The sequence below is a fragment of the Sporolactobacillus caesalpiniae genome (assembly GCF_040513385.1).
Classification (GTDB): domain Bacteria; phylum Bacillota; class Bacilli; order Bacillales; family Sporolactobacillaceae; genus Sporolactobacillus.
Map to the genome: position 1 here is coordinate 211,619 of NZ_JBEVCB010000003.1, position 20,947 is coordinate 232,565.

Annotated in this window: 6 protein-coding genes; 4 read left to right on the top strand and 2 right to left on the bottom strand. The window is 42.4% G+C overall.

The features are described 5' to 3' along the window. Positions 1–35 precede the first annotated feature (35 nt). The gene (locus tag ABWW58_RS07090) at positions 36–1,115 is read left to right on the top strand and encodes a response regulator (RefSeq protein ID WP_353868460.1); all 1,080 of its coding nucleotides are present in this window, start codon (positions 36–38) and stop codon (positions 1,113–1,115) included. A gap of 350 nt (positions 1,116–1,465) precedes the next feature. Continuing rightward, complete coding sequence (locus ABWW58_RS07095; RefSeq protein ID WP_353868461.1) at positions 1,466–9,826, top strand: SpaA isopeptide-forming pilin-related protein; 8,361 nt, start codon at positions 1,466–1,468, stop codon at positions 9,824–9,826. 53 nt (positions 9,827–9,879) lie between these two features. Here the strand turns inward: ABWW58_RS07095 and ABWW58_RS07100 are convergent, their stop codons facing one another. Next, complete coding sequence (locus ABWW58_RS07100; protein ID WP_353868462.1) at positions 9,880–10,557, bottom strand: DUF3885 domain-containing protein; 678 nt, start codon at positions 10,555–10,557, stop codon at positions 9,880–9,882. Positions 10,558–10,599: 42 nt separating this feature from the next. Beyond that, positions 10,600–12,198, bottom strand: coding sequence for an IS1634 family transposase (locus ABWW58_RS07105; RefSeq protein WP_353868463.1), 1,599 nt, complete (start codon positions 12,196–12,198; stop codon positions 10,600–10,602). Between the two features lie 719 nt (positions 12,199–12,917). Between ABWW58_RS07105 and ABWW58_RS07110 the strand changes: the two genes are divergently transcribed. Together ABWW58_RS07110 and ABWW58_RS07115 are read left to right on the top strand one after the other, a co-directional pair. Further along, positions 12,918–20,093 (top strand): SpaA isopeptide-forming pilin-related protein, encoded by a 7,176-nt coding sequence (locus ABWW58_RS07110; RefSeq protein WP_353868464.1) that lies wholly within the window; start codon positions 12,918–12,920, stop codon positions 20,091–20,093. A gap of 175 nt (positions 20,094–20,268) precedes the next feature. Further along, positions 20,269–20,904, top strand: a complete 636-nt coding sequence (locus ABWW58_RS07115) for a class A sortase (protein ID WP_353868465.1) — start codon at positions 20,269–20,271, stop codon at positions 20,902–20,904. Positions 20,905–20,947 lie beyond the last annotated feature (43 nt).

Consider the following 20,947-nt stretch of genomic DNA (forward strand, 5'->3'; position numbering starts at 1 on the left):
GCCTGTTTGCAAACCCGGTGCAAAGGAGGAAAATAATGAACGCATTTGTAGTCGATGATGAAGAACTCGCATGCAACCAGCTTAGAAAAATGCTGCAGGAGACTGGAAAATTTCAATCGATTCAATCGTTCACCGATCCGGAAAGGGCGCTTGATGAAGCTAAGAGGGTGAGGCCGGACGCCGCTTTTTTGGATATAGAAATGCCGGAACTTAACGGCATTGAACTTGCAGAAGCACTTCAAGACAATGATGAGCATATCGACGTCGTGTTTACAACGGCTTATGATGAATTCGCCATTAAGGCTTTTGAACTGAACGCAATCGATTATTTGCTGAAGCCTATGCTGAAACCTCGGCTGGAAAAGGCTGTGGAACGCTTGTTTAAGAAGCAAGTGGCAGCACAGGCCGGCGAGCCAATAGTAAAAGCTGAGTTTGGCATTGAATGCTTTGACAGTCTCAATTTTTATAAAATTGAAAACGGGGTGAAAACCTATATTCCTGTCAAATGGCGTACGTCTCGGGCACGTGAACTCTACGCATACTTGCTGAAGGAACATGATCATTTTGTCAGTAAAGAAACATTGATCGATTTGCTGTGGCCTGGCGTCGATGCGGTCAAAGGAACAACACAACTGTACACGACGGTTTACCAAATCCGTAAATTGATGGAGAAATTGCCGTTCAATCATCATATTATTAAAAATGATATCGGCTACTCCCTTAATTTATCCGGAACAACGATTGATGTGGAGCAGTGGGAAAAGCAGTTAACGCAGCTACCACCACTTGAGTTGTCTACATATAAAGCTCATATTCAGCACTTCAAGGCTTACAGAAATCATTATTATAATGAATATGGTTACTTGTGGGTCGAACCTGAGCGCATCAGATTGGCAGGGCTCTGGCTCGAACACGCGTATACGCTTGTTAAATTCCTGATTAAGAAGAATAGAAAGGCGGAAGCGCTGGACATCTGCCAGCAGATCAATCAAATTGAGCCGGATGACGAGCGGACGATGAAGCTGATCATCAAACTTTACAATGAAATGGGCAATGTTGACGGCGCCATCCGCATGTACGAACGCTACAAAGAAAGCAAAGACGCAATGAACTGATCATCCTAATATTAATAGAAGAATATGAGGACCGCAAATCCATAACAGGGTTTGCGGTCTTTTTTTCACTCCCGAACAGGCGACACGGTTCGACACGATGTGACGTTTGTCACCAATTGTTCAGAAACTGTATAGATCTGGAAGATACAATAATTATTAACAAAATTCCGGGGAAACTGCGCTTTTTTTACATAATTTGAACGCACTATCCATCACGATCAGACATCTTCCAATCCCAAGAATCTTGCAATCTACTTTTTGATGCACTCCGGATCAAAACCGGATTTCTATACTAGTCACAGAGATCACTACCCAGTTCCTACACAGAAAAAATAAAGGGGAGAAGCAAGTTGAGAGCAAAAAGACTACCACTCGGACTCAAAAAGACAAAACACAACAAAATGATGAAACGACTGATGATCATCGCCTTGTCGCTATTCGTCGTATTCAGCCAGATGTCACTGTCACCACTTATGGGGAAGGCGAGTGCTGAGGATGGAGCAACAACGTCTACCAACCAGTTTTTTGATTCAGTGAAACTGACAACCTGGGAAGGCGACACTGCAAAAGACGTTAATGCGGAGAACCCACTCAAACAAGGTGATTCCGTCAATCTTGACTATACTTGGACACAAAAAGATGGTCAGAAGCTTTCTGCAGACCAAGACGTGACCATCCAAATTCCAAGCCAATTCAAGGTTGGAACGAAGGATGCTGAAGGAAAGTACAGTACTGATGCAACCAGTGATATAACACTTGCCGACAACACAACGGTTATTGGCACATACACAGCTAAGGCTAGTGACGGTGCAACAGACATCAACAAACTCACCATCCATTTTGACAGCGAGAAAACGAAAGACCTCTCTAACGCCAGCGGGAAGCTCATCATTCCGGTTGTGTTTAATGATGAAATCAAAGCGGATCAAAAGACGGATTCAGTAGATTTTGATTTGGGGAACAACCAGAAGCAGACGGTTGAGATTGCGGTAAAGGCTGTTGCTGAGCAAACAGAGGCTGCATCGTCGGATAGTAAAGCAGCAGCGAGCGATACATCAAGTCCAGAATCAAGCAAATCATCTGATGCCTCCAGTTCAAATGATCAGACAAAGGCGGATGCGTCAAGCGCAAGTGAATCAAAGGCAAGTGATTCATCGAGTAGCAAAGACGGCAGCAGCACAGATGGTTCAAGTGTGCAGGGGAATAAAGATGGGTCGGATGAAGGGCAGTCAAGTTCAGCTGATTCGTCAAGTACCGGAAATGTATCTTCACAACAACAAAGCTCGAATCAGCTTAGAAATTTTTCAGCTTTTTCTGTTCAATCAACGTCAAAAGAGATAACGAATTTGCAACCAAGCAGTATTAAACTTGTCGACCCTGATAATGGTGACAAGGAATATACCGCAGATTATCCGGCAAAGCCAGACTCGTCGGTGAAAATTGAATATGCCTGGGATGTTCCAGAAACTGTAAGACAAACAATAAATGAAGGCGACACACTCTCCTTTACTTTACCAAACATATTCTCAATTCCCTCTGCTCAAGCACCACTAAGCGGGGAACTGCTTGACAAGAGTGGTGTTGATTACGGTTCATTTACTGTTGATGCAAATGGCAAAGTAGTCATGACCTTTAGTGGTGAATTTCAGAACCATAATGACGTTTCTTTTGGCATGTATGTTACGGCTCAAATTAATAAACAAAATACAGGTGACTCAACAACAAAGACGATTAATTTTCCGATAAACGGAAAAACGGAAACAGCAACCATATATTTTGAAGATGGATTTTCAAATCCAATTCAGAAGAAGTACCTAAGCTTTGATAGTAAACACAATCCAAAAGAAATTAGTTGGCAAGTTGATGTCAATCTTAATAAGCAAGAATTACAAAATGCACAGGTAGTTGAGGACTTAGCCAGTGAAGGTCTCTCATTTGATTCGGTAACGATATATCCATTATCAACCAATGCGGTCAATGGGACTGTCGGAGGCGCAGATACCAGTCATCCTTTATCAGAAAGTGCAAAAGCTGATGGAGATAATGGTAAATATTCTGTTGATAAAAGTACAGGAACAGTAACACTTGGTCATATAACTGGAGCTTATCGACTTATTTATAAAACGAAGATCAATAACGAACAAATACCTAGTGTTGGTGGATCAAAAACATTCACTAATACGGCTACACTTAAAGACGATCAGACGACACTAGGCTCAGCTCCAGCTCCAGCTCCAGCATCCTATGGTAAGTTACTTACTAAGACATACCTTGGAAAAGATACCAATAATGCGCAACTCACGCACTGGGAACTTGATTATAACTATGGAGAAAAGACAATTTCACATGATCAAGCGATTATCACCGATACTTTTATAACAGATACGTTTCAATATTTAAATGTAAAAGTACAGAAAGTTACTTGGGATGCTAGTGGAGTGGCAACTTATTCTGATATAAAAACTGGTTATCACATAATCCCAACTTCAAGTGGCTTTCAAATTGTTTTTGATCAGGACGTTACCGCAGCTTACAAAATCACCTATGATCTCGCAGTAAAACCTGGAAATGTATATATTGACCAAGGTACTGACTTTTCTAACAAAGCAGAGACAGGAACGGTTTCAACTGGTGAAATACCAGGGCATGTTGATCAGCAAAGCTTGATAAAATCACACAGCAATATTGATTATCAGAAGAAAACAGTTGATTGGAAAATCATGGCCAATGAGAAAAATTATCCACTGAATAATTGGTCTATAGATGATACATTCTCTTATCCATTATCCAATTTAACCAACTTGAAAATTTATACGGCAACCCCCATCACTGAATCAAATGGAGCAGTTACTTGGTCTAAAGGTTCTGACGTAACAAGTGATTTCAATATTGGTTCTACAAATAGTAAAGGAAAACCAGGTTTTACCATTGCGCCTAAATCAGGTTCTGCCTATTACAACACAACTGGTACCTTTATGATCACCTATACGACGAATTTTAATGGCTATACATCGGATACTGATACGGGAAACATTACAACAATCTCTAATGATTCAATATTTGATTGGTATGAGGTAACTACTAATACACCGCATGAGACAAAAACAGGGGACAGCTATAATCCTAATCCATATACACAAACAAATGGATTCAAAACTCATGAGAACTATGATCCTGTAAATCAAAATGTTCTGTGGAAGGTTTATGTAAATTACAATGAAGAACCACTGGATAATGCATATATTAATGATCCAATTCCTGATGGAATGAAATTTGATGATACAGTACCAGTTAAGGTTTATAAGTATGATATTAACAGTGATGGAAGCGTAACAAATGAACACGAAATAACTTCAGGTTTTACAATTACGACACCTACAAAAGAAAATAATGCAGTAAGAGTAGATTTTAGTGGTTTGAACGGTGATAAAGGACATTATATGGTTAGCTTTGCCACAGATTTACGCGGGCAAGTGGTTAAATCAAGTTATACCAATAATGCAACCTTTAAAAATGGTGACTATCCAGCTCGAACCTTAATCGATTCCGTCCAACCAAAGAATGGTGGGAATTGGCTTGGAAAGTATGGAGCCCAAGATGGAAAGTATGTTGCATGGACTCTGGAAGTCAATAAAAGCCTTTCAGTTATTGATCCAGGAATGGTAATTACAGATACTTCCTCTTCAGGTCAAATTGTAGATAAGAATTCGCTTAAGATTTATCAAGCAAAGGTAACTAATGGAGTCGTTCAAATGGATGGCTCCGGCCACTTAGTCGCTGATACGGATCATCCATTAAGTACAAGTGATTATTCTGTTGATGTTCCTGCACCTGACTCAACAGGTAAGCAAGTATTTACCATAACGTTTAATAAACAAATTAATGCTACTGCCTATGTTGTTTCATATAATTCCCTAATCAATATTTCTAAATCTACAGGTACATTAACTAATAGTGCTGAATTTAGTGGGAATAACTCACAAATTGTTCAAGATACAAATAACCAGAATACTAATGTAGTTAACTTAAGCGCAGGCGGATGGGCAGTAGGAACAACTGGCAGCTTAACCATTCATAAAACAGGTCATACAGTGCTAGGTGATTCTGCACTTAAAAATGTAACCTTTGAACTTTGGAGTGAGGATGCAAGCGGAAATGCAGATACGCTTCTAAGAACGGGCACCACAGATGGCAATGGTAATTTAACCTTTAGCGGACTAGTTCTTGGGTCGGGTATTAAGTACATTTTAAAAGAAACATCCACCTTAGACGGGTATGTGATCAACGCCCCCCAAAAAATAGATACAGGTAATTTGCCAAGTGGGAACACAATAAATGTTGTTAACAATCAAAATCAGTTGATTGTTAATAAAGTTGTAGATAAAGGTGATTCAGCGAAAGGAACACAATTCACACTTTATAAGAATAACTTGGATGGCGACTATAGTGTAGATACCACTATGGGGAATAACGGAGTATTTGCTATTAATGATGAAAGTGGAAAAATCACGGTAGCAGGTTTATCTCAGGGCGACTATTACTTGTCAGAATCTCAAGCGCCAAATGGATATTTAATTAATGACAACAAAATTTATTTCTCAGTAAATCAAAACAATCAGATTGTTAATTCGGCTGGCAAGATTAGTGATCCAGTTCAATTTAAAGATTATAAAGGCTCAGTAGCTCTGACGAAACAAGATGAAAAAGGAAATACGATCAAAGAATCGGGAGCAGAGTTCTCGCTGCAAAAGCTTAAAGATGGCGTAGACGTAAAGGAAGCAAGGGACTCTGATTGGGAAACGCAAACTAATATTACTCAAATCCAGATGACCACTGATGAAAATGGCCAATTTACATTGGATGGTCTCGCACCAGGTACCTATCGCTTTGCAGAAACAAAAGCACCAGCTGGCTACCTGATCAACGATATGCCAACAGATCCATTTGTCATTACGGGTCATGCAGCTGATAAGCCCGACACAGTGTCGGTAACAGCTACCGATTACCAAGGATCAGTAACTTTAACGAAACAAAATGAAAAAGGAAATACAATCAAAGAATTGGGAGCAGAGTTCTCACTACAAAAGCTCAAAGACGGAGTAGACGTAAAGGAAGCAAAGAATACTGATTGGGAAACGCAGACAGGAATTGCTCAAGGACAAATGACCACTAATGAAAATGGCCAATTTACATTGGATGGTCTCGCACCAGGTACCTACCGCTTTGCAGAAACTAAAGCACCAGCTGGCTACCTGATCAACGATACACCAACGGAGCCATTCACTATTGATAAAAACGCCGAAAGCAATCCAGACCCTGTTCAAGTTACGGCACAAGATTACCAAGGGTCAGTGACACTGACGAAACAGGACAAAAAAGGGGATACAATTAAAGAATTAGGAGCAGAGTTCTCACTGCAAAAGCTCAAAGATGGAGTAGGCGTAAAGGAAGCAAAGGATACTGATTGGGAAACGCAGACAGGAATTGCTCAAAGCCAAATGACCACTAATGAAAATGGCCAATTTACATTGGATGGTCTCGCACCAGGTACCTATCGCTTTGCAGAAACAAAGGCACCAGCTGGCTACCTGATCAACGATACGCCGACAGATCCATTTGTCATTACGGATCATGCATCTGATAAACCCGATGCAGTGCCGGTAACAGCTACTGACTATAAAGGGTCAGTGAAGTTTTCAAAAACAGATTTGGATGGGAATACTTTATTAGGGGCAACGTTTGATTTCCAACAATATTTAGATGGTGCATGGAAAACATATCCTTACTTAAACGATGAATTGGACGTATTAACAGCTACTGGAACAACAACAATTACTGGGTTGGCACCTGGTCAGTATCAGTTTGTAGAGCTCACTGCACCAAGTGGTTATTTACTAGATAAAACGCCAGTTTCATATACCATTGACAATTCATCTGCTGGGGAACCAAGTACCATTGCCCAGAGCAAAAAAGATGCTATTAACAGCATCACTTTAACTAAAGTCGATAAAAACGATGAAGATTCCGTTCTAAAGGGTGCCGAATTCAAGCTTGTTGATAGTTCTAATAACATCGTTGAAAAAGATGTAACAGGGAAATCGTTGCCATCCACATGGACAACAGATGACAAAGGTCAATTCACGGTGAATGGACTCCCGTCAGGTAATTACAGTTTCATCGAAACAAAAGCTCCAGATGGCTACGAACTGGATACGACGCCAATTCCATTCACAGTAAAGAATACAGATGTTCAGACGCAGTCGCTTCAAGCAACCGATCAGTTAAACAGTGTTGTTTTTACTAAGTCGGATGTGAATGATAAGAATGCAGTGCTTAAGGGAGCAGAATTTCAGCTCATTGACAGTGAAAATAATGTAGTTAAAAAGGACATCACAGGCAAAACGCTGCCGACCACCTGGACGACGAATGACCAGGGTCAGTTTACTGTCAATGGTCTGGCACCGGGAGAATACAAGTTCATCGAAACCAAAGCACCAAATGGTTATGAATTGGATGCGACGCCAATTCCGTTCACCCTTACAAATACTGATGCAAAGGCCATTCCAGTTACGGCAACTGACAAGCTGAACAGCGCAGTTCTTACTAAAATCGACAAAAACGACAAAAACATCCACCTTCAGGGAGCCGAATTTAAACTCGTTGACAAGGATGGAAACACGGTTAAAACAGACGCAAATGGCAAGACACTACCAACCACATGGACGACGGATGATCAGGGCCAATTTACTGTGAAAGGCTTGGCGCCTGGTAAATACAACTTTATCGAAACGAAAGCACCAAACGGTTATGAACTGGATGCGACACCAATCCCGTTTGAAGTCACGAATACAGATGTCAAGGCGATTCCGATCACGGCAACGGATAAGCTGAACAGTGTCGTTCTGACCAAGGTTGACAAAAATGATAAAGATGCAGTGCTCAAAGGGGCGGAATTCAAGCTTGTTGATAAAGACGGCAAGGTCGTTGAGAAGGACGCAACTGGTAAGAATCTGCAAAAGGTTTGGACGACGGATGGCCAAGGCCAATTCACTGTAAATGGTTTAGCACCAGGAAACTATAACTTTATTGAAACAAAAGCACCAGATGGCTATGAGCTGGATGCGACACCAATTCCGGTTAAAGTGACTAACACTGATGCGAAAGCAATTGAAATTGATGCAACGGATAAGCAGAACAGCATCGTCCTGACCAAGGTCGACAAAAACGATCCTGAAGCAATTCTTAAGGGAGCGGAATTCAAGCTCGTTAATAAGGATGGCAAGCAAGTCGAAAAAGATGTGACGGGCAAGACGCTTCCGTCCACTTGGACGACGAATGCTCAAGGACAGTTTACGGTAAACGGTTTAGCACCGGGCGACTACAACTTTATTGAAACCAAGGCACCGAATGGTTATGAACTGGATGCAACACCGATTCCATTCACAGTAACAAATAAAGATGTTAAGGCAATTCCGATTACAGCGACGGATAAATTAAACAGCGTTGTTCTCACCAAGGTCGATAAAAACGACACTGACGCAGTTCTCGTTGGCGCCGAATTCAAGCTCGTCGATAAAGACGGCAAGGCTGTCGAAAAAGACGCAACTGGCAAGTCACTTCCATCCACTTGGACAACGAACGACAAAGGCCAGTTCACGGTAAACGGCTTGGTACCGGGCAAATATAACTTCATCGAAACCAAAGCACCAAATGGTTATGAATTGGATGCAACGCCGATACCGTTCGAAGTTACGAACAAAGATGTCAAGGCGATTCCGATTACAGCGACCGATAAAATTAACAGCATTGTTTTAACGAAGGTCGACAAAAATGATCCGAATGCAGTTCTAGCAGGAGCAGAGTTCAAGCTTTACGACAATAACGGGAAAGTTGTTGAGAAGGATGCGAACGGAAAAGCACTTCCATCCGTTTGGACAACGAATGACAAAGGTCAATTCACAGTAAATGGTTTGGCACCGGGCAACTATCATTTCATTGAATCAAAGGCACCGAAGAACTATGATCTGGATGCGACCCCGATACCGTTCCAAGTTACGGCAACGGATGTTAAGGCGATTGCGATTACAGCGACCGACCTATTGACCCCAGGTGATGTTCGCTTGACGAAGGTTGATCGGAATGACAAAGATGCGGTACTCAAGGGTGCGGTATTCAAGTTAACCGACAGCAATGGCAAGACGCTGAAAACTGGCCTGACAACCGATAACAGTGGCCATTTCGTGGTGAAGGATCTTGCACCTGGTAAGTACTTCTTCATTGAAACGAAAGCACCGGAGAATTACGCGCTTGATGATACGCCGATTCCATTTGTCATTGAAAAAGGGCAGGCAAAAGCGGTTGAGATTACCGCGACCGACAAGCCGCTCGAAGTGACAAGAAGTCTGGATGGAAAGCCGGGCGCAACTTATAACGTGGTTGATGAAAATGGACACATCATCGCACGTGGCGTTATGGCCGATGAAGAAGGGAACGTGAACTTCGAAGGTCTGGCAACTGGCAAGTATCACTTGGTTCTGGTTCGCGGTGTCGAAGCGGAAACGCAAACGACCAAAAAACCGAAAGCAAAAGCAGCTAAGGGACTTCCGATTACCGGTGACACCAACGACATCATGACGATGGCAGCCGGCGCGCTCCTCTTGTTAGGCGGTGGATTCCTAACCATCTTCTCAAGAAGACGCAGAAAAAATTAAACAGACAGTAAGATCAAAGGCACTCGATCATAATCATGATCGGGTGCCTTTTTTCAATTTGCAAAGAGAGATGCTGCATGCTCGCGTCCGAAGTCATCAAGCCAGCAGCTATATTTTTCGTAGATTGGTTGAAGTATCGTTTTGTCAGTTGCGATGATCTCACATCCGCGATCACCATAGATGAAATAAATAAGCCGCTTTGTACTATTAATGAAGAAAAGATCTGGATAAGTGAAGCTGCATGGCATGCCAAACCGAGGCTTTAAGGAAGGAAAATCTTCATTACAGGCTGCTTTGATTAACAATGACGTGCGCAAATCTTGAACTCGGCACTTAAGAATAAATTGGGAGGTCACGCACTGATCTGCATCCTCTTCATCTTCGAACGGGTAGGGAAGGGTCCGCTGCATCAGATGACTGAGAAGCGATTTGCTTTTTACACGGCGATCATAGACTTTTAACCGTCCATTCAATCGTATAATTCGTTTATTTTGATAGACATTCGTGACTAAAAACAGCTCATCTTGTTTTGAAAAGAGTGCGCTAAATAAAGTGAATGCCTGTGTATATACTTTTTTAAACATCTGCCCATTTAGGCTGCCGTCCTTATTAAATTGATACATATCCTTTGCGAATAGAAAGTGAAGACTGACACCACATTGATCAGATAATGATGGTGCAAGAAAGAGTTTTGGAAAATACATCTGTAAAAAATCATCGAGTTCATGCATGTTTTTCTTTCCCTTTAAACCTGCATTCCCGTGAATTTATACCTATGAGGGGTTCTTCACACCAAGCACTTTGTACAGATCCATTTGTTTCTTGGTCATTTCACCAATGGATGGCTTATGACCGGGTTGCTGAAATTGTTCAATGACATCTAAGTCGTCAAGAACTTCTTGAAGTGTGTATCGTTTGAAGAGATCATGATCACTCATTGCTTTTTTTATGTATGAAAGATAGAACAGGGCAATATACTGAACGAACAATTTGCCATCTAAGTTTTCCTCGGAAGAAACTGAGGTGCGTCTTAGATTCAGACGTTCTTTTAAGTTCCCAAAGGCTTTCTCAATCATATCCTTGGTTCGGTAACTATTAATGGCTTCTATGGGATCTTTGATCCCATTGGAGAGTAGGGCGAAATAGCCATAATCCTGTTCCGCTTTTTCAATCGCTTCCTGTTTGGGTGTTAACGTAGTGCCTCGGACAGGCGTTTCTTTAATCGTGTAGTAACGGGCATACAATTTTTCGTGATCGGGATTACGGCGACCGGAAATTAATTCTTCTTCAAGCCCATCTAGGAGTTTATTGAAAGCCATTTTGTCATCGACGGCTTTCTGATCATTGTAGTAAAGATGCAGATAAATCCGTTTCTTGGTTTCGATCACTTCACCAGAGTGTTTTTTAATGCTTTCATAATTCCAATCGGTCATAAAGGATTGATAGTAGAGACCGATAGTCGACTGATAATGAAGTCTCGAAACCATAGTAGCCCGAACATCTGCCAATTTCTTCTGAACAAATTTCAGTGACGTTCTAACTCCGATAAGAAACTTGAGATGTTTTTCGTAGAAAGTATTAATATTCTGTTCACTGTAGAATCCCCGATCCATTACAAACTTCATCTTCTTTTTCCCGAACAGTTCAAACTCCTCCAAAAGGTGCTGGATCGTCTTCACATCTGCAATGTTTCCCGGCAGTTTTCGGTATGAGACAGGCAGACCGGAGGTCTCACCAAACAAAAGAGCTAGATTGATTTGTGGTAATGGATCATGGTCTTTATTTTTCCCATATTTCACTTGTTTTAGAGACTTGGAGTATGAAGAAATAGATGTGGTATCATACGCTAAATACTCCTCTTGAATGCGACGCTCCGCTTGTCGGTGAAAAAACTGCTGCTTAGCATCCTCAGTAATTGATCCAAAAAGATCACTGCTCCGTTGTGACGGGATATTTTTTCCGAAGGGATGAACATGTGTCCGTGCCCATTTAGGAAAGCGACTCAACGAGTTCCGATCCTCCAAAACTAAATAATAGGCTACTGATAAAATCTGCTTGTAGGAATCAGGAAAACAACGTTTGAGATCCTCTGTCATCCCTAGTTTATCTCCAATAGCATCAAACAAATAGGTTGTTCCGCAGAAACGGCGTTCCGCTCGTTCTGTCGGAACCGGTCCTGGTTTTTGGGCAATCAATTCTTTCATCGTTTCGGAATATTTTTTGGAAGGAACGAAGTCCCCCGTTACAGAATCCAGTTTTCCAATGCATTTCCGCTTATTCCGCGCTTGCTTTTTTTCCTTGTCCCAGTACCCCACAGATTCGTAAACATAAGTGATGCCATTCTTTTTATTTCTCAGATAGACCAGTGACATGAGAATCCCTCCCAAACATTGGTATAATTATACCAATGTTTGGGAGATTTGTCAAGAAAAAAAGTGTCCAAATCTCAATACTATCAAGGGATTTGGACACTTTATTGTTATAAAATACTGGGAATGCAGGTTTAAAGGGGTATTTTATACTGGTTCAGAATCTGTATAGTTCACCTAACTATAATGAAATTATAAGCCAAAACAAACGAATCACAAGCAATTTGTGGAAACCGTTGGAAATTCGACACATTTCGTGTTTCTGCTTAAAAGAATCGGGAGGTTTTAGAATGATGCATGAAAATGTAACTCTGAATCTTATGTCCCGGCCAATCACCCACCATAACAACCACTGTCTATTCTGCCATTTGACCTGATCGTTTTCGTACATCTAATGTCATTGAACTGTGATCCGAATGACTCCTATGCCATTATCGTGCGCGTTTAACTATTGAGAAAAGCTGCTTGAAGAGCCACTAAACGTTACAAATAATATGAAACCGTTTCCAAATAATTCCTAATAAAAGACGACCAAAGCAGCATATTCTTCAAATCGGAGAATACATTAAAAATCGTCCTAAAAATGATTTCGCTCGGAGAGAAAGAACCGTACGTTTTCACTAGGTAAGGCGCGCGAGAAGGACAAGGGGTCACCGTTACTAGTCTCTGTATCTCTTTTTTGGTCTTGTGAATCAGTAGATAAATAGAAAGGATGAAAGTAGATGAGAGCAACGCGGAAAGCGCGCTACGGCAGGAAACACCGGCCGCTGAGGAACCTATTCATTGCCCTATTATCAACACTAGTCGTTGCAGCACAATTCAGCAATTTTTCCATTGGAAGAGCGCAGGCGGACGAAGCAGCGGGCCATCCGTTTTTTGATTCGGTACTTGTTACCGATCACAATAATCAGGAGGTTGATCTGACAAAGACGGACAGCAACCCGCTGGTGACCGGAGATGCCGTGCATCTTGAATACAGTTGGTCACAAAAAGAGGGCGTGAAGCTGAGTCCTGATAAAGAGATCACCGTTCAAGTTCCGAATGAACTGAAGCTAGATAAAGAGATCAGCGGCGATGTCACGAACGGCGACCAAGTTATTGGTACGTATAAGGTTGCCTCTTCAGACAATATGACCGACGCCAATAAATTGACGATTCATTTTAATGATCAGGCAAAGGACTTAACGAATGCGACAGGAAAAATTAAATTTGATGCAACCTTTGCCACGCAGATAGATAAGGATACGACGAAGTTTGAGCTTCCATTTGATCTTGGTGAAAATCAGGTTCAGAAGTTGGAAGTACCTGTGAAAGCCGCTAATACGGATAACACGGCGGCGGCAACCGAGCAGGATGGAAGCTCCGCATCTGCGGATGACGGACAGAAGCAGTCCGATGCAGCTTCTGAGCCAGCGAAGGAAGAAACGAAGGCTCCTGATTCTTCCGCTGAACAAGCGAAGCAGGATGATGGCAGCTCAGTGGAACCAAGCAAGCCGGAAGCGAAGGCTGATGAAACGGCCAAGGATAGTGAAAAGAAGATTGAACGTGGATTTAGCAGTCTTGCCACAACAAAAGCTGCGAATAAAATCTCGCAAAACATTTTAACTGGCGTGACGTTAACGGATAAGGATGGTAAGCCATTCAATCAGGATCATCCGGCAAATACAGATGATCCGGCAAAGATCGAGTTTACATGGGCGATCCCGGACGATCTTGGAGCAACGATTAACGCTGGAGACACCTATGAATTTGATCTTCCAAGCGTTTTTAAAATGCATAACGAGGTTAGTGGAACGCTTGATGATTACGGTACATTCACTGTGGATATGAACGGTCATGTGATCATGACTTTTAATGATCAAGTGAAGCAGAATTCGGATGTACATGGGACACTGTTTGTAAATACCGAATTTGATGAAAAAGAAATCACGGGTTCGGTTGATCAACAAATTAAATTTCCTGTGAACAGTGATTCGCCGATCGTAACGGTACATTTTAAGCCGGGTGTAAAAAGTACGATTGAAAAAAGTGGATCCTTCGACAGAGGTCAGAATCCGAGCAAGGTGACATGGACGGTCGATGTCAATAAGGAACTGGCAAAGGTAACCAACGCAAAGGTCACCGAGAACTGGCCTTCGGGTATCAATTTCAGCTCGGTAAAGGTCTATAAGCTTGATGTGGATGTTCAAGGCAATGTCATTCAGGGGGATGAACTCACTTCCGGATACTCGGTCGATAGCAATGGCAATGTTACTTTTGACGGAACGATTCAATCTGCCTATCGTCTGGTCTACCAAACCACCATTAATAACAGCGTCAAGCCGGATGATGGCGGTACGGTTAATTTTGATAATGTTGCGACCTTCAGCGGAAAAGATTTCCCGGGTATTGACGGTAAAGCTTCTCTCACAGCGAATTATGGAAAAACAGTTGAAAAATCAAAAGCCGCTTACGATGGTGACTCCCAGACGTTTAGCTGGAAAATTAATTACAATTTCGGTGAGAAAGAAATAGCGAAAGATAAGGCAACAATCACCGACAACTTCAATTCAACGAATTTGCAATTAGTGGACGGATTGAAAGTGCAGAAGGTCAATTCGTTTGACGGAACAACACCTAAGCTTGGCGATATACTTAAGGAAGGTACGGACTATACACTTGAAAAAACAAGCACTGGATTTACCATACATTTCAATGATAAGGTGACCTCAGCTTATGTCATCACCTATCAGACCAAAGTCAAAAGTGGTGTCGTTATTGATAATCCGACCAATTTTAAAAATGACGTGACCACCGGAACCGGAAGCAGCGGGGGTTCAGGCGGTCAAGCGACACAGCAGAATATTACCAAAGGATTTTCAAATGTTGATTACAATAAAAAAACTGTGGATTGGAATCTCACGATTAATAAAAACAAGTATGAAATGAATAACTGGAAGCTGGATGATACGTTCACGAGCGGAGGACTATCGTATGTTCCCGATTCGCTTAAGATACTGGATACAGATAAAAATAATTATCAACTTGTAAAAGATAAAGACTATACGCTCACACTGAAGCCCGACAACAAAGGGTTTAACATAGTCTTCATTGGCGATTATGCGAAAACGAGCAACAAATTTACAATTTCCTATACAACACATTTTAATGTCGATTTTTCGAACCAAAAGAATGTGAAAAACGCAGCAACCGCAACATGGACGGACCAATATGGCAAGGATCATACAAATGATGCAACTGCTGATTTCAATGTCAATGGTCAAACCCAGTTCAACGGTTTCAAAAATGGCACTTATAACGCAGTGGATAAAGTGATCACATGGAAAGTCGGCGTCAACTACAACGGGGAAAAGGCAAATAATGCATCGATCACGGACCCAATCACCGGCAATCAGAACTTTGTATCCGGCTCGGTAGTAGTGAAGAGTTATACGATCAATTCAGGCGGATCGATTAAAGAGGGTGCTACGCTTGATCCATCAAAATATGAGATCACTGAACCATCTGCAGCCAACAATAAAACACTGACTGTGAAATTCAAGACAGATGCCGATGATACCAATCAATACATGGTTGAGTTCAAGACATCATTGGATGGTCAGGTTGTCAATGGTGCAAGCAGCTACACGAATATCGCCACCTACCATAACGAAGGATATCCGGATCGTCAGATTAGAGGAACGGTATCAATTACGAATGGTGGCACGTTAGTCACTAAAAATGGTGCGCAAAGCGGGAATTACGTCAACTGGTATGTCAATGTGAACCCAAGCCAGTCGGCATTGGATGACGTAACTGTGACCGACGATCCGTCCGATAATCAGATTTTGGATGAGAATTCGTTCAAAGTTTATGAAGCTAAGTACGACGGTAGTGGCGCGATATCTAAAGACGGGAATCTCGTTCCGAATACAGATAAAGAGTTACAGCGTGGCAAAGATTACACGTTAACGGTTACAACGGATAATACGACTGGAAAGCAGCAATTCGTGCTGAAATTCATCGGCGATTACAAACATATCGATCGAGCTTATGCCGTTCAATATCGTTCGGTCATTAACATTGCCGGTTCAAGTGAGAAAGTTACAAACCAAGTAAAAATAAGCGGCGACAATGTGCAGACGGTCACTCAAGGTACGACGCAGACGATCACAGTTGCGATTTCAACCGGCGGCGGTTCTGCGACCGGTAAAAAAGGTACGTTGCGCATTCTGAAAAATGGCGAGCTCGGACAAATTCTACCGGGTGCGGCATTTGAATTGTGGAGTCAGGACGGTAAGCAGCTGTTGCGGACGGGATCAACCGATGCAACGGGTACCTTGACCTTTGGGAATATCCGCTATGGCGATTACATTCTGAAGGAAGTTCAAGCACCGGAAGGCTATACCATCAGCGATGCTCTTGTCGCAGGTATTCCGGTGAAAATAAATGCGGATTCAACAGTGGACGGCGTGTATACAACGATTGTTGATAAGCAGAATAAAGTCACATTGACCAAAAAAGACGCTGGTGGGAAACTGCTTCCTGGAGCGATTTTCAAACTGGAAAGCAAAATTGGCAATCAGTTTCTTCCGTATAATTATGGTAAGGAGATTAAGAGCGGTAGCGACGGCAAAGTAGTTCTCACCGGACTGCCGGCCGGTACCTATCGCCTGACAGAGACTCAAGCACCCAGCGGTTATCTGATCAATACAAAGTCAATCGAATTTACGGTAACGAAGAACGCGAACAATCAGTTGCCTGATGTTAATGCCGGAACGTTGATTGATTATCAAGGCGGCGCGAAGCTGATCAAGACCGATAAAGATGGCCATGGCCTTGAGGGTGCGGTCTTCAGCATTGTTGATAAAGATGGAAAAACAGTACAGGAAGGTCTGACCTCTGACAAGGATGGTTTGGTTCAAAGCAAAGAGACCTTGGCACCGGGAACATACTTCTTTGTCGAAACCAAAGCACCGGCCGGTTATCTGATCAATACGGAGAAAATCAAGTTCATTATTACAGGCAGCGCCTTGGAAAAACCGACTGTCACAACGGCAGGCGAGGCAGTTAACTACAAAGGTTCCGTTGAACTAAAGAAGGTTGATAAAGACGGTCATGGTCTTGAAGGAGCAGAATTCAAGATAGTTGATGCCGATGGAAAAACGGTTCAGGAAAATCTGAAATCAGATGAAAATGGAAAAGTCACAGCTGAGAATCTGAAACCTGGAAAATATAGTTTTGTAGAAACAAAAGCTCCTGAAGGCTATCTTTTGAACACCGATAAGATTGATTTTATGATCTTAACAGACGCGGCTGGAAAGCCAGAGACCATCAAGACGCCAGACGCAGTGAACTACAAGGGTTCAGTGGTATTAACAAAAGTTGATAAAGATGGCAACGGTCTTGAAGGAGCAGAATTTAAAATCATCGATGCTGACGGCAAAACCGTTCAAGATAACCTAAAATCGGATAAAGACGGTAAAGTAACAGCGGAGAATCTGAAGCCGGGTAAATATAGCTTTGTAGAAACTAAGGCACCGGAAGGCTATGTTTTGAACACGGATAAAATTGATTTCGAGATTGCAGATCATGCTTCTGGAGAACCCAAAGCAGTAGTAGCATCAAACGCGGTGAACTACAAAGGGTCCGCCGAACTGAAAAAAGTGGATCAGGATGGTAACGGTCTTGAAGGTGCAGTGTTCAAGATAGTGGATGCCAACGGAAAAACCATTCAGGAAAATCTGAAATCAGATAAAGTTGGTAAAGTCACAGCAGAGAATCTGAAGCCTGGTCAATACAGTTTTGTAGAAACCAAAGCACCAGAAGGTTATTTGCTGAACAAAAATACAATTGATTTTACGATTAAAAATGAAGCTTCCAATAAACCAGAAGTGGTTAGTGCGCCGGATGCGGTTAACTATCAAGGAACGGTAGAATTGACCAAAACTGATGCAGCTGGCCATGGTCTTGAAGGAGCAGAATTTAAGATTATCGATGCTGACGGTAAGCCAGTACAAGAGAAACTGAAATCAGATAAGGGTGGCAAAGTCAAAGCCGAAAACCTGAAGCCAGGTAAATACAGATTTGTTGAAACAAAAGCACCGGAAGGCTATCTTTTGAACGCAGATAAGATTGATTTTACGATCAAAGATGAAGCGGCTGGTAAACCGATAACTGTTAAAGCGCCAGACGCAGTGAACTACAAGGGTTCAGCGGAATTGACAAAAGTGGATCCTAACGGCAAAGGACTTGAAGGAGCAGAATTCAAGATTATTGATGCCGATGGAAAAACAGTTCAAGAAAATCTGAAATCTGATGAAAATGGCAAAGTCACAGCAGAGAATCTGAAACCCGGAAAATACAGTTTTGTAGAAACCAAGGCACCAGATGGTTATCTTTTGAACACTATTCAAATAGATTTTACAATTGCGGATCATGCGTCAGGTAAACCGGTAACGGTTAAGGCACCGGATGCAGTTAATTATCAAGGATCTGTAGAATTAACTAAGGTTGATCCGAACGGAAAAGGTCTTGAAGGAGCCGAGTTTAAGATTGTCAATGCGGATGGTCCTGTTCAAGAACACTTGAAATCGGATAAAGATGGTAAAATCACAGCAGAAAATCTGAGGCCTGGCAAATACAGCTTTGAAGAAACGAAAGCACCGGAAGGTTTTCTGATTAATACCGATCCCATTGAATTTACCATTTCGGATCATGCAAAAGGCATACCAACCGTTGTCAAAGCAGATGATGCAGTCAACTATCAAGGTACAGTTGAATTGCAAAAGACAGATTCGGACGGTAAAGGTCTTGAGGGAGCAGTATTCAATCTCCTCGGTAAGGACGAAAAAGTAGTCCGTGAAGGATTAACTTCTAATGCCGACGGCTTGATCAAGGCGGATGGACTTGCGCCGGGTGACTATCAATTTGTTGAAACGAAAGCACCAAATGGTTACCTGCTCAATGCATCGCCAAAGGCATTCACCATTCAGGCTGATTCAAGTGGAGAACCGGCAGTTGTGAAGCTGACAAAAGCAAATGATGTGAACAGCATCATCCTGACAAAGGTTGATAAAAATGATCAGGACGCTGTTTTGAAGGGGGCGGAATTCAAGCTCGTTGACAGTAATGGAGACGTAGTGACGAAGGATGCCAACGGAAATAAGTTGAAAGACATCTGGACAACGGATGAGCACGGGCAGTTCACCGTGAACAATCTATCTGCAGGTGACTATCAGTTCATCGAAACTAAGGCACCGGCAAACTATGATCTGGATACAACGCCAATTCCATTCAAGGTGACCCGGACGGATCATAAAGCCATTGAAATCACGGCGACTAATAAACTGACGCCGGGTGATGTAAAACTAACAAAAATGGATACAAACGATAAGAATGCTGTGCTTCAAGGGGCAGAATTTAAACTCCAGGACAGCAAAGGAAATCCGGTTACGAAGGATTCAAATGGCAATGATTTGCCTGCAATCTGGACGACAGATGAACATGGCGAATTTATCGTGAAGGGGCTGGCACCCGGAGATTACCAGTTCATAGAGGTTAAAGCGCCGCAAGGGTATCAGCTTGATGGCACGCCAATCCCGTTCTCGGTAGCTAAAGGTCAGGCAAAACCGGTTGAGATCACAGCACTCAATAAAGCGATTCCGGTTCTTGGTCGCGGTGTTGATGCCGAACAACAAAGTGGTGGAACACCGAAGTCTGAACCAACGGCTAAACCGCAAACCGGTGCGAAAATCGAGCGCGGACAGTTAGGGCTCGAAGAAACATCAGCGCCAAAGAACAGTAAAAACTTGCCGACAACCGGCGATACTAACGATTTTCTAACGATGCTCATTGGTATTATGCTTCTGCTTGGCGGAGGCTCAATCGCTGCATTGTCTCGAAGAAAACATGATTAACAAGAGATTTTTACGTGTTTCATTTTGAAGAGGGGTTAATCGAAAGGGAGCACGCTCATCGTTCCAATGACATTGCGAAGAAAACGTAATGATCGATTGATTAAGATAACATTTAGCATCTGATCATGGTAAGATTTGATCAGGTGCTTTTTATTGAATAAAGGCGGGATCATATATGTGGCGGAAAGTGCTAATCGGCGTACTGGTCGGAGCAGGGCTTCTTTTGATCGCTTCTCCTTTTTTAAAGGAAAGTCTGATTGGACTCTTGAGCGCGAAGTATAATACGGATAAACTAACGGCAACGCAGCTGGAAAAGAATAATCAGCGCGATGCATCTTATGACTTCAGTCAAATTCAGCCGCCAACATTTTACGAAACGGTAAAAGCGGGTACGAGCGTTAACTCAAAAGCGGTGATTGGTCAGATCCGAGTGAGGCGCCTGGGGATCAATCTTCCCATTTTAAAGGGAACAACCAGTGGAAATTTGCTGGTTGGAGCGACGACCATGCGTCCGGATCAGCAAATGGGAACGGGCAATTATCCGCTTGCCGGTCATCACATGCGCCGGGAAAGCCTGCTCTTCGGTCCATTGATGCGTACGAAAATTGGTGATGAAATCATGATTACTAATTTGAAAAAGGACTATGTGTATCAGGTCATTGATAAAAAAGTGCTTTCTGAGACTGAAGGAAATGTCATTGGGCAGACGAAGGAGAAACGGATTACACTCGTGACCTGTGACAAACCGACGCGAACGCCGAATCGACTGATTGTCACTGGAAAACTGGTGCGGGAGAAAACGCATCAGTAACTGGGTGCCCGTTTAGAATCTTGATCACGACCCGAATGAAAAG

Bases quoted from the DNA above. Each gene is read 5' to 3' on its own strand.
- ABWW58_RS07090 (WP_353868460.1), top strand. From the start codon at position 36: ATGAACGCATTTGTAGTCGATGATGAAGAACTCGCATGCAACCAGCTT.
- ABWW58_RS07100 (WP_353868462.1), bottom strand. From the start codon at position 10,557: ATGCATGAACTCGATGATTTTTTACAGATGTATTTTCCAAAACTCTTT.
- ABWW58_RS07105 (WP_353868463.1), bottom strand. From the start codon at position 12,198: ATGTCACTGGTCTATCTGAGAAATAAAAAGAATGGCATCACTTATGTT.
- ABWW58_RS07110 (WP_353868464.1), top strand. From the start codon at position 12,918: ATGAGAGCAACGCGGAAAGCGCGCTACGGCAGGAAACACCGGCCGCTG.
- ABWW58_RS07115 (WP_353868465.1), top strand. From the start codon at position 20,269: ATGTGGCGGAAAGTGCTAATCGGCGTACTGGTCGGAGCAGGGCTTCTT.